Raw genomic sequence first — 11,816 nt, 5'->3', positions numbered from 1 at the left:
TTGAATAGTACACCAACAACTAGTAAGCAAAGAATTGATACGTTAGATATTTTAAGAGGTGTTAGCTTACTAGGGATTTTACTAGTGAATATGTTTGCATTTAGTACACCAGCTCCTTATATCGATTTGAAAACATTTTTTTCAGTTCCAATCGATAAGGAATTTCAAAAGGGTCTGGATATTTTTGTACAAGGAAGCTTTTATCCTTTGTTTTCCATGCTTTTTGGCTATGGGCTTGCGATGCAATACGCAAAAGCTACTCGATTAGGGGATTCGTTTTATAAATTTGGTATAAAGAGACTCGTTGTTTTATTTGTTATAGGGATATTGCATGCCTTTTTAATCTGGTGGGGAGATATTCTGATGACTTATGCTTTTTGTGGATTAGTACTACTTACGCTCATTCGCTTAAAGCCGGGATTCTTATTGGCTATTGGTTTAATCTTTTATATGGGGATTAACGGTGTTTTAGCATTATTAACAGGATTAGCGTCAATCGCGGATCCTTCAAGTACGGAATCGTCTCAATTTATCGATATTCAATCGATGGAAAGTGCTTTAAAAGCATATGGTGCAGGTTCTTGGACAGATGCATTTATCCAACGTTTATCGGATTTATCTGTTCAATTTTCTCCATTTATGTGGTTGATGGCACTCTTTACTATTTTGCCTTATATGCTTATTGGAGCAGCCGCTTCCAAATGGCAATTGATTGAAAAAGCAAAAGACAAATATATTTTATGGGGCATATTAGCAGTCATAATGATACCACTTGGCATCTATTTGAAGTCTCTACCATTTACACTGAATCGTAATTATTTTTTAGATTATGTACAAACTTATTTTGGCGGCCCAATATTAGCTATTGGTTATGCAAGTGTGATTGTCTTAATCTGTTGCATTCCTTTTGCAACAAAGATATTAACTCCTATAGCAAAAGCCGGGCGAATGTCGATGACGGTGTATCTAACGCAATCTATTATTTGCACATTAATTTTTTATCATTTTGGTTTTGGCCTTTACGGTAAAGTAGGAGTAGATACAGCAACATTTTTGGCTGTTGGTATATATGCGATACAACTTGTCTTTGCATCACTTTGGTTTCTATTTTTTAAGCAAGGACCGATTGAAGCAGTATGGAAAAGAATAACTTATGGAAAATATATGCCGAAAAAAGAGGAAAAAAGTGTGTAAATGTTGTATTATGGTAAAAAAAGAAGGAGTGCAGAATATTCATGAAAATTTTATCATTTCGTTATAACGACATTTTAAGTTTTGGTCCAAAGGTCAAAAAAGAAGAAGCTGTTTGGGATGTATTAGCAATTCAAGAATCGCTTCAAGTGCTCCCTTCTTATGCAAAAACCATTGTAGAAGGTATGACAAATGGCTATGAGTTTGTTGAGCAAACTCGAAAACTAGTAAGAGCAGCACAAGAGTTAGAGGATACATCACAATTCAAACGCGACTTCAAAGAAATTGAATGGTTAGCACCAATACCACGTACAACTAAAAATATTATTTGTATCGGTAAAAACTATGATGAGCATGCAAAAGAAATGGGTTCAGAGCACGCACCTGAAGATATTATGGTCTTCACTAAAGCTCCAACAGCCATCGCTGCGGATGAACAAACATTATCTGTTCATGCTGATGTGACTTCACAATTAGATTATGAAGGGGAACTTGCTGTTGTCATTGCGAAAAAAGGCAAGAACATTCCTAAAAATTTAGCATTTGACTATGTATTTGGTTACACAATTGCTAATGATATTACTGCACGTGATTTACAATCAAAACATAAACAATTCTTCTTAGGTAAAAGTTTAGATGGTTCATGCCCAATGGGACCATACTTAGTAACAAAAGATGAAATTCCAAATCCTCAAAATTTAACAGTTGTGACAAAAGTAAATGATGAAGTTCGTCAAAATGGAACAACGAGAGATATGATGCATTCCGTAGAGGATTTAATCGTTGACATTTCTAGACTAGTTACGTTAGAACCAGGCGATGTGATTCTTACTGGAACTCCAGCTGGTGTAGGTCTAGGTATGAATCCACCTCAATACCTTAAATCTGGCGACGTTGTCAAAGTATCTATCGAAGGAATTGGTACTTTAGTAAATCGCTTTGAGTAAGTAATTTGCTAGAATATAGCCATCACTTTGACACAGACCGATGGAAAGTATCTTTTCATCGGTCTCTTATATTTGTATAGTTACTACTGATTTGATAGGATAAATGTGACAATTAAAAAGTATATGGAGGATTTAGAAAAATGATACACTTGCATTTAACTTCGATTGTAATCGCAATCATCCTTTTCCTTGTATCTGCCATGATGCATGCAGGATCTAAAGGTCAAAAAGTTACTCATATGATTTTACGCGTATTCTACATTTTGATCCTTATTTCAGGTGGATATGTATTTAGTTTACAAATGGCTGGTAATCTAGCTATGGAATATGGCTTAAAACTAGTGGGTGGACTTCTAGTAATTAGTATGATGGAAATTGTTTTAATGCGTAAAGAAAAAGAAAAATCTACTGGTGTTCTTTGGATTATATTTATTCTTGTTCTTGCATTCACTGTTTACATGGGCTATCGCCTACCACTAGGATTTCTACACGCAGGTTTTTAAGAATTAAATAGCAGAAAGACTTCGCATCCTAACTATGTTGGGATGTTTTTTTATAGTCAAAGAAAGATTTGCGGGGAATGGCTAGCTTTATTTCTATTTTGGGAGGTTTTATTACTTTTTTAAGATTCTTTATTTCTAATTTTGATGAGTTTATTTCTATTTTAGGATGTTTTATTTCCTTTAGAGCTTTCTATTTTGAAGAAATTTCCATTTGCAAAATATGATTGAAACAAAGTGGTGGCTGGTTATACTTTTGGTAAAAGGTGATGATTTTCACAGTTTTGTCGAATTTGTTTTTGTTTTATGTGTTTTTTGAGTGAAAGCATGGAGAGTTTCGAATTGGTTTGTTAAAATTACTTTGGACAGTTCTGCAGAGGAGGACTTCAGAGTGAACGTAGCAAAATGGATAAGTACGGCTGTGGCATCAGCGTTGTTAGCGTCTACAATTGGAACAACGACAATTGCACATGCCGAAGAAAACACACATCAAATTGAGAACGAAAGTATCTATGATGTACTAGTCGATCGTTTTTTCAATAAAAGCGTGGAAAACGATTATAATATTAATGCAAAAGATCCAAAAGCCTTTCATGGCGGTGATTTTGCTGGTATTGATACAAAAATAGAACATATTAAAAGTATGGGCTTTACCATGATTTCTTTAGGATCTGTTTTTTCATCCACTACATATGATGGAAGTGCAGTAGTAGATTATAGCAAAGTAGAAAGACATTTTGGTACAAGCAAAGAATTAAAATCACTAATTAAAAATTTACACAAAAATGATATTAAATCAATGGTCGATTTCCCGATTAATAATGTAAGTAAAGACCATGCCTGGGCATTAGAAGAAAATCATAATGATTGGTATACGGTGGCTAATAATCATCGCATTAATTGGAATACAAATAACCCAGATGTGCAACAAGCATTAATAGATGCTGCGACTAACTTTATAGCAAAATATAAAGTAGATGGGATTAGATTAACACAGTTAGAAAATGTAGATACAGCATTTATCAATAAAATGATTAAAGCTTTGAAACAACAAGATAAAGAACTTTATGTAATATCAAACGAACCAAGTGATGCAGATTTTGATATAGATTACAATCCACAAACGATTGGCACGTATCAATCAATTTTTAAAAATGTCGATGAAGACTCATCTAAAGTAGAAGAACCGTACAAGCCATTTGTAAACGGTGAAACAAACAAACCGACAGCATTAATGATAGATGATTTAAATAGTGCACGTTTTACACATGCAGCTGCTGAAGAAAATATGTTTCCACCAACACGCATCAAAGTAGCATTAGGGGCTTTAATGACAATGCCTGGTGTACCAATCGTCACTTACGGTACGGAAATTGCTCAAAATGGTGTTAAACCTACAGAAACTCATGCAGCAATGGATTTCAGAACGAAAGAAGACATCATGGATTACCTTGAGGATCTCCAATCAGTTCGAAATAAATCACAAACGCTTCGTACTGGTAAATTTAAATTATTAGAAAATAAAAATGGTCTCATGGTTTATGAACGTTATTCTAATGATGAAAAATGGATAGTGATGGTCAACAATACAGATAAAACGAAAAGATATCAATTAGATTCATCTGTTATTGGGCAAAACAAAGAGCTTCGTGGACTTTTCGAAAGTGATATTGTTCATCAAAGCGACAATGGTAAATATAATTTAGTATTAGAACGTGAACTCGTAGAACTTTATCAAGTAACAGATAAAAAAGGTATCAATATTCCATATATGATTGCGTTAGGATTAGTTTACGTCCTATTCATCGCTTTTATAGTAGCTATATTAAGAAGAGGCCGTAACCGTAAAAATGCATAACGAAAAATCCCTTGATTTCATCGGTGAGATCAAGGGATTTTTATATCCTTTTTTAAATAGCAATACTTGAGATGTGTATATTTTGGAATCAGAATTTGCTGTGCGGTATAAAATTTTGGACGGTTTATTCGCTCTCTGTGAGGAATAATTCGCTCTTTACCCGAGAATATTCGCTCCCACATGGATTTTATTCGCTCCATAAGGAATTGTATTCGCCCTCTCAGCAATTTAAGTCATATTTAGAAGGTAGATTTATCCTAGTTTGTCCACAAATTACAGAATATAATCTAAAAACCCCGATTAAAATTGAAATCGGGGGTTTTAAATTGAGACAACTATTATTCTTTTGGTAGTTTATTTAAGAAATAGATACCAAACGTTCCAGTTCCAGTATGTGCAGCAATAACTGAACCTATTAGATGAATTTCAACTGCTTTTGGATGGAAGTTTTCAATGATTAGTGATTTGACCTCTTCGGCATCTTCTAAATCATCACTATGTGAAATAGCAATAACTTGTTCTGAAAGGGAATCACCGCGTTCAGCCATTAACTCGATAAGTCTGTTTATAACTTTCTTACGTCCACGATATTTCTCAATAGGAACTAATTTACCGTCTTCAACATCCAGAACGGGTTTAATGCTTAATATGCTACCGATAAAGGCACTAGCTTTTGATAAACGGCCGCCTTTTGCTAGGTGGTTTAGATCTCCTACTGTAAATAAGTGTTCCATATGTTCAGCATTTAAACGGATTTTTTCAACGATTTGTTCGAAGGATACTCCTTCTTCGCGGAGGCGTACTGCTTCTTTAACAAGTAAGCCACATCCCATTGAAGCGCATTTAGAATCTATGATGACTAATTTAAGGTCAGGATATTTTTCTTTTACTTGTTCCGCCATCATAACTGCTGTATTATATGTTCCTGAAAGTTGAGATGAGAAAGCAATATAAAGTCCTTCTTCACCGGATTGTGCAAGTGCAGTGAACTCTTTTAAGAATAGTTCTGGTGAGACTTGTGATGTTTTTAACATTTCCCCTGCACGGATCGTATCGTACACATCTTGCATGTCAACACCAATTACGTCATCATATTCTTGTCCTTTCATTTGAACTCGTAGTGGTAATATGATGACATTGTTTTGTTCGTAAAACGATTTCGGTAAATCAGAAGCGCTATCTGCATAGATCTTCATTTTTCAACCCCCTATATTTCTTATAAATGAAGACGATCGATTAATATTTCGGCAATTCCATCTTCATTATTTGTTTTGGTAATTTCATTTGCGATATTTTTCAGTTGGCCGATTCCGTTACCCATGGCAACACCTACACCTGCGTAATCGATCATTTCTAAATCATTATCCTCATCGCCAAATGCTATTATTCGATTACGAGGAATGCCTAAATCTTTTGCAACATGAGATAAACCAACAGCCTTGTTCATACCATGTCTTACAATTTCAATCACTGGGAAAGGATCTCCCCAACGTCTATGATCAATGAGTTCCGCTTTTGTATCCGCTAAGTATTTGCGAATAGTAGGAACACTTTTTTCGTTAGATTGGATTAGAAGACTTGTTGGATTGTCTTTTAAATAATCTCTTAAGGCACCTGTTGTAACTCTAGGATCGCCCATACTAAAAATATTGAGTAATTTTTCATCATGGTATTGGACATATACGTCATCCATTACTTCAGCAACCAGGTTTTCAAACTGATCACGATTTAAGGATTCTACTACCTCTTGAACCACTTTAAGTTCGATTGGGCTGTGTACAGTTTGCCAATTTTGATCTAATGGATGATGGACGAAAGCACCATTGAAATTGACAATTGGTGTATGTAAACCTAGTTCATGATAATATATTTTACTCGCACGATAAGGTCGTCCAGTTGCAATCATCACTTCATGACCTGCATCTTTTGCCTTTAATAACGTGCGCTTCGTTTTCTCAGAAATCACTTTTTCATCGGTTAATAGAGTACCATCTAAATCTAAAACAATCAAATGGGGTTGTACCATTTGTAACACTCCCTTCGTTTTTCTTATTCATCGGGGATATAATTTGTCCTTAAGTATGTGGAAAAATACCACCAACTTAAGGAAATATATATAAAGTTTATCCTTTCTATGCGTGTTTCGTCAAAGTTTAGTGATGTTAGCATAATAATAATGTTAGTGTTTTTGTTATAGACTCTTTTTCAAAAGTATTTTAATGAAGAATTCGTCTTAGGATTTCCAATATTAATGATCGTATTCTCAAATTAGTCGTTTATTATGTTACTACAATTAAGATTTAATAGATTGATTCAAGTGTGTATTTACCTGCAAATACTAAATTTTGATTTCCTAAATACATAAAGCATGTTATATCAACCAAAGCTTTGTAACGGTTCCTATTTTTTGATAACATTACAATATAGAGATAAGGGAGTGAATAGGATGAAAGTGGATCATGAAGTTTGGGGTAATATCCCTTTGTTGCATATATATAATGAAGAAACTGTCACTGCAAAATCACCAGTAGTCATTTTTTTACATGGATTTGAAAGTGCAAAAGAGCATAATCTACATTATGCATATCAGTTAGTAAATAGAGGTGTACGTGTTTTATTGCCTGATGCCTTGCTACATGGTGAGCGTGATGAGAACTTAGATGAAATTCAAATAAGTTTACGTTTCTGGGAGATTGTCCTTACTTCAATCGAAGAAGTGGCTTATTTATATAAACAATTGAAAGAAAGAGGCTTACTTGAAACCGATAAAATCGGTCTTTCAGGAACTTCTATGGGTGCAATTGTAACAATGGGTTGCTTAAAAGTGTATCCATGGATTCAAACAGCTTCTGTTATGATGGGAGCGCCGGCTTATCTTGAATTGGCGAAAGGTCAAATCGCAGAAATAAAAGAAAAAGGATTTGACATTCCTTTAAGTGAAGAAGAATTAGACAAGATGTATAAAACAATTAGCTACTTTGATATGAGCAAACATCCTGAAACTATGGCTGGACGTCCTGTATTGTTCTGGCATGGTAAAAAAGACCATACAGTTCCATTTGCACCTGCTTATGCATTTTATGAAAGTATACAGCAAGATTATGCAGAACACCCTGAGGATTTAACATTTATTGTGGATAAGAAGGCTGGTCATAAAGTTTCCCGTGCAGGAATGCTTGCAGGAACAAAATGGCTTGCAGACCATTTGGCATAACGATTGCTGAATGATATGATGTAGTAAACAACATGGAGAAAGGGGAAACATCATGGATGCAGATTTAAAAGAGAATATTCTAGGTGCCTTGGAAAATGTAATTGACCCTGAAATTGGTATCGATATCGTAAACCTTGGATTAGTATATGATGTAGATTTAAATGATGAAGGGATTTGCATGATTACAATGACACTTACTTCTATGGGTTGTCCATTAGGTCCGGTAATCGTCGATCAAATTCGCACAGCGTTATTTGAGATTCCTGAAGTAAAAGATGTGGATGTTAATGTAGTATGGAATCCACCTTGGTCAAAAGATATGATGTCTCGCTATGCTAAAATGGCGCTTGGCATTCGATAAAATTACAAAATCAATCAGTGAGGAGAAAATTCCTTGCTGATTTTTTTAGAACAATATACATATGATAAATCTTAATACTTTAACGATTAACTCGATTTCTAATAAGAAATCGAGTGTTTTTTTCTTTGACACATTCCTGATACATTCGTTTTCTATACTAGTTTTGTAAACGAGATACAGTACTAATGACATCAATCAAAAACGAGCTCGGATTGAGAATGAAAAATGTACTGAGTTTAAAAAATGCGAAATTTACAATTTACTATGATAGGAGGCTTTTAAATGAATTTTATTAAACGTGCTTTTTATAGTACAAAAGCGAAAAAAGGGAGAACTCTTTTACTCACTTTTGTATTTTCAGCGATATTAATATTCATTTTAGCAGGATTAACAATACAAAGCGCTTCGCTTAAAGCAACAGAAAATGCCAAGAAAAGTATGGGGGCAACGGTTACGCTATCTACCAACATGGAGAATGCGATGAAGAAGTCAAGTTCATCTAGTAGTGATGATTCCTCTGATAAGAGTGAGCGACCTGACCCTGGGAGCTTTTCCATCACACCGGTTGATCTAGATACTGTGAATACATTAGCGAAGTTGACTAACGTCTCATCTTATAACATTTCATCATCGACTTCCGTCAATGCGAAATCTTTTGACGCTATTTCTTCAGATGATGGGGAAGAAGATGCTTCTTCTAACGCTTCAAACAAGGAAGGAAGTAGTCAACGAGGTCCTGGTGGTGGGGGTATGCAGATGATGAAGATGTCATCGGGAGATATCACCATTGAAGGCACAAATGCTACAGATACTGTAAGTAACTTCACAAATGGAACGGCAGAAATTACTGAAGGTGTAGGTATTACTGAAGATGACGCCAATACTAATAAAGCAGTAATCGAAACAAACTTAGCAGAAGCAAACGATATTTCAGTAGGTGACACGATTAAAGTTGCCGATTCCGAAGATGAAGATACAGCTTATAAATTGAAAGTTGTAGGTATTTACAAAACGTCCGAAACGGCAGACGCAAGAAGTATGAGAAATGCCGCTTTAAATCCTTATAATGCCATTTATACTTCTTATACATTTGCTAATAAGGTTAAAGGCGCTGACTATAAAGATAGTGCAGATTCAGCTGTTTATACATTATCTGATCCAGAAAAAATGGATACATTTGTGAAAGATGCTAAAAAAGCTGGTCTTGATACGGACACATACAGCTTACGTACAAATGACCAAGTATATCAACAAATGATTCAACCACTTGAAAATGTCGAGAGCTTTGCACAAAAAATTGTCATCCTTGTATCAGTAGCAGGTACTGTGATTCTCGCATTAATCGTTATATTAACGATTCGCGAACGCAAGTATGAGATTGGAGTACTACTATCTCTTGGTGAAAAGCGTACCAAAATTATTGGTCAATTTTTCGCAGAATTGCTTGCAGTCCTAGACATTGCGCTTGTCATTTCTGGAGTAAGTGGTAAATTTGTTGGCAATATAGTGGGTGAACAGCTATTAGAACAACAAACAACAACTACGGCTTCTTCACCAAATAATCAAGGAGGCCCTGGTCAAGGAGGCCCTGGTCAAAACGGAGGACCAAGCGGAAATAGAGGACAGGCACCTAGTGGTCAAGGCGGTCCCGGAAACGGTGGAGGGGCGCCATCCTTCTCAAACTTTGGAGCATCTAGTGCAGAAAACGCAAAGCAAATTGAAGATTTGAATATTACTTTATCATTGAAAGAATTAGTTGAGCTAGGTGGATTTGGATTAGCTATTAGCTTCCTAGCAGTAATCATTGCATCAATCGGTGTTATGCGTATGCAACCTAAAAAAATCTTAATCTCATAAGAGGGTGAAATGATGTTAGAAGTAAAAGACGTAAACTATTGGTATAAAAATATAGATGATGCTTTATATGAAAATGTAAATTTGACATTTGAAAAGGGAAAACTATACAGTATTTTAGGTTCAAGCGGGTCAGGAAAGACAACTTTTCTATCCTTGATCGCTGGACTAGATGTTCCAAAAACAGGTGAAATACTGTATGAAGGCAAATCATTAAAAAAGATAGGCCTTACAAATTACCGGAACCAATGTGTGTCGATTGTATTCCAATCGTATAATTTACTACCTTATATGTCTGCAGTAGATAATATTGTATCCGCAATGGAAATCACTCATAGTCAATCTACTAATAGGAAAGATTATGCGCTCTCTATGCTAGAAAAAGTGGGGATTACTAAGGAAATGGCACAAAAAAACGTGCAACATCTATCAGGTGGTCAGCAACAACGCGTAGCAATCGTACGAGCTATGTGCTGTGAAGCAAAACTTGTAGTAGCTGATGAACCAACAGGAAACTTAGACGAAAAAAATTCTTTAGAAATCATTCGGCTTTTTAAAGAACTTGCCCACGAGCAAGGTAAATGCGTCATTGTCATCACGCATGAAAGAGAAATCGCAAAAGAATGCGATATCGTACTCGAATTAAAACATAAAAAATTTAACGAACTACAACATCATTGAACATAGGGGAACAACGAGTTGTAATAAACAAACTAAGAATTCCTCATTTAGCAACAAACAAATCGCAAGCTGAAAGGTACTAACGAAATCTACTTCTATAAAATCAAAAAGCTTGGTTGCTACACATTGTAGAACCAAGCTTTTTGTATAGTTATATTGTAGATGGGTATAGATAAAAGATGTAAATTAGTCTATTCGACAAACACTTAATGGGCAATTTTCACATTCGCATTCATTCTTCAAAAATTCTAAATTATGGACTGTAATAATACTTTTATCAAATGAGATGACCTTTTGCTTTTTCAAATCATGTAGCATTCTATTGATCACTTCCCGACTAGTTGCACATAGGTTGGCAAGGTCAGAATTAGTTAATGGATAATCAATGACAATGTCTCCAGAATCTTGAAAAATGCCATAAGTATTAGTTAAACGTATAATAGTGGAGTAAAGCGCTCCCTTTTTCCCGTATAAAAGTAAATCGCGCATTTTTGTTTGTGTTTTTAAATTTTGCAATTGCAACCACTTAATGCATTCTATTAATATAGTAGGCTCTTGACTTAAACACATTTCAAACAAATTCCGATCGAGGGTAATGACAGTTGATGGTTCCAATGCTTTAGCACTTAGTGGATAATATCCTGTTTTGCTAAAAATAATTCCCTCGCCAATACAATCATTACTTCCACAAATTCGTAGAGTCAATTCTTTACCACTTACAGTTTCTTTGGATAAAATCACTTTCCCGGATACAACGTAGAAAATATCTTTTACACGTTCACCTTCTAGACAAATATGACTACCTTTTGAAATTTTAATAAGTGAACCATTTTCTTTAAAAATCTTTGAAATATTATCAGGAAGTGGAGCTATCGTGTAAGAGTTTACCATATCATCTACAACCTTCCCTAATTTTCCTTCATTATAACATAGGAATATTGAATTATTTCGATACATTTAAATTGTCACATTTCTTTTGAAAATTTTTCGAAACAGTATGAGTATTAGTAGTAGTATAGGTAACAAAAGTAGAGTAAGTGAAAAGGAAATTGAACCTTAAGTTTTATAAAATCAGATGAAGAATAGAAATTTAACTAACGCACAAATGATTGATCAAAGGAACTAAAGAGAAGAAAGAACTATGTAAATAATGCCTTTGACAAAAGGTCAAAAAAGGTCAAACATTTCTCTTTACATTTAAGAATAACGA

At 34.8% G+C, this 11,816-nt stretch carries 11 protein-coding genes; 8 read left to right on the top strand and 3 right to left on the bottom strand.

Annotated features, from left to right (window positions below; all coding sequences use genetic code 11):
• The 4 genes from Q0977_RS11060 to Q0977_RS11045 all read left to right on the top strand — a co-directional run bounded on the left by Q0977_RS11060 (window position 1) and on the right by Q0977_RS11045 (window position 4,496).
• The gene (locus tag Q0977_RS11060; RefSeq protein ID WP_241155038.1) at window positions 1-1,194 is read left to right on the top strand and encodes a DUF418 domain-containing protein; all 1,194 of its coding nucleotides are present in this window, start codon (window positions 1-3) and stop codon (window positions 1,192-1,194) included.
• A gap of 41 nt (window positions 1,195-1,235) precedes the next feature.
• Window positions 1,236-2,138 (top strand): fumarylacetoacetate hydrolase family protein, encoded by a 903-nt coding sequence (locus Q0977_RS11055; protein ID WP_119416497.1) that lies wholly within the window; start codon window positions 1,236-1,238, stop codon window positions 2,136-2,138.
• Window positions 2,139-2,278: 140 nt separating this feature from the next.
• Window positions 2,279-2,641 carry a YisL family protein gene (locus tag Q0977_RS11050; RefSeq protein ID WP_124217352.1) on the top strand — a complete coding sequence of 121 codons (363 nt, stop codon included), beginning with the start codon at window positions 2,279-2,281 and terminating at the stop codon, window positions 2,639-2,641.
• A 388-nt stretch (window positions 2,642-3,029) separates the two neighbouring features.
• Window positions 3,030-4,496, top strand: coding sequence for an alpha-amylase family glycosyl hydrolase (locus Q0977_RS11045; protein WP_299513745.1), 1,467 nt, complete (start codon window positions 3,030-3,032; stop codon window positions 4,494-4,496).
• A 338-nt stretch (window positions 4,497-4,834) separates the two neighbouring features.
• On the opposite strand, the gene Q0977_RS11040 is transcribed toward Q0977_RS11045, so the two are convergent.
• Window positions 4,835-5,692 carry a DegV family protein gene (locus tag Q0977_RS11040; protein WP_299513742.1) on the bottom strand — a complete coding sequence of 286 codons (858 nt, stop codon included), beginning with the start codon at window positions 5,690-5,692 and terminating at the stop codon, window positions 4,835-4,837.
• A 20-nt stretch (window positions 5,693-5,712) separates the two neighbouring features.
• Window positions 5,713-6,522 carry a Cof-type HAD-IIB family hydrolase gene (locus Q0977_RS11035; RefSeq protein WP_119416501.1) on the bottom strand — a complete coding sequence of 270 codons (810 nt, stop codon included), beginning with the start codon at window positions 6,520-6,522 and terminating at the stop codon, window positions 5,713-5,715.
• A gap of 420 nt (window positions 6,523-6,942) precedes the next feature.
• Here Q0977_RS11035 and Q0977_RS11030 point away from each other — a divergent pair, with 420 nt between their 5' ends.
• From Q0977_RS11030 to Q0977_RS11015, 4 genes are all read left to right on the top strand, one after another.
• Window positions 6,943-7,710, top strand: a complete 768-nt coding sequence (locus Q0977_RS11030) for a prolyl oligopeptidase family serine peptidase (protein WP_119416817.1) — start codon at window positions 6,943-6,945, stop codon at window positions 7,708-7,710.
• A 52-nt stretch (window positions 7,711-7,762) separates the two neighbouring features.
• Complete coding sequence (locus Q0977_RS11025; protein WP_119416818.1) at window positions 7,763-8,071, top strand: metal-sulfur cluster assembly factor; 309 nt, start codon at window positions 7,763-7,765, stop codon at window positions 8,069-8,071.
• Window positions 8,072-8,353: 282 nt separating this feature from the next.
• Window positions 8,354-9,928, top strand: a complete 1,575-nt coding sequence (locus Q0977_RS11020) for an ABC transporter permease (RefSeq protein WP_299513735.1) — start codon at window positions 8,354-8,356, stop codon at window positions 9,926-9,928.
• 12 nt (window positions 9,929-9,940) lie between these two features.
• On the top strand, window positions 9,941-10,606 hold the full coding sequence (locus Q0977_RS11015; protein WP_206426808.1) for an ABC transporter ATP-binding protein: 666 nt from the start codon (window positions 9,941-9,943) through the stop codon (window positions 10,604-10,606).
• 186 nt (window positions 10,607-10,792) lie between these two features.
• Here Q0977_RS11015 and Q0977_RS11010 read toward each other — a convergent pair whose 3' ends face one another.
• The gene (locus Q0977_RS11010; protein WP_119416833.1) at window positions 10,793-11,497 is read right to left on the bottom strand and encodes a Crp/Fnr family transcriptional regulator; all 705 of its coding nucleotides are present in this window, start codon (window positions 11,495-11,497) and stop codon (window positions 10,793-10,795) included.
• Window positions 11,498-11,816 lie beyond the last annotated feature (319 nt).

It is taken from the genome of uncultured Rummeliibacillus sp. (assembly GCF_934216135.1).
Lineage (GTDB): Bacteria > Bacillota > Bacilli > Bacillales_A > Planococcaceae > Rummeliibacillus.
The sequence above is the reverse complement of the archived record's forward strand: the minus strand, read 5'-3'. Positions and strand labels throughout refer to the sequence as shown.

Bases quoted from the DNA above. Each gene is read 5' to 3' on its own strand.
- Q0977_RS11055 (WP_119416497.1), top strand. From the start codon at position 1,236: ATGAAAATTTTATCATTTCGTTATAACGACATTTTAAGTTTTGGTCCA.
- Q0977_RS11050 (WP_124217352.1), top strand. From the start codon at position 2,279: ATGATACACTTGCATTTAACTTCGATTGTAATCGCAATCATCCTTTTC.
- Q0977_RS11040 (WP_299513742.1), bottom strand. From the start codon at position 5,692: ATGAAGATCTATGCAGATAGCGCTTCTGATTTACCGAAATCGTTTTAC.
- Q0977_RS11035 (WP_119416501.1), bottom strand. From the start codon at position 6,522: ATGGTACAACCCCATTTGATTGTTTTAGATTTAGATGGTACTCTATTA.
- Q0977_RS11030 (WP_119416817.1), top strand. From the start codon at position 6,943: ATGAAAGTGGATCATGAAGTTTGGGGTAATATCCCTTTGTTGCATATA.
- Q0977_RS11025 (WP_119416818.1), top strand. From the start codon at position 7,763: ATGGATGCAGATTTAAAAGAGAATATTCTAGGTGCCTTGGAAAATGTA.
- Q0977_RS11020 (WP_299513735.1), top strand. From the start codon at position 8,354: ATGAATTTTATTAAACGTGCTTTTTATAGTACAAAAGCGAAAAAAGGG.
- Q0977_RS11015 (WP_206426808.1), top strand. From the start codon at position 9,941: ATGTTAGAAGTAAAAGACGTAAACTATTGGTATAAAAATATAGATGAT.
- Q0977_RS11010 (WP_119416833.1), bottom strand. From the start codon at position 11,497: ATGGTAAACTCTTACACGATAGCTCCACTTCCTGATAATATTTCAAAG.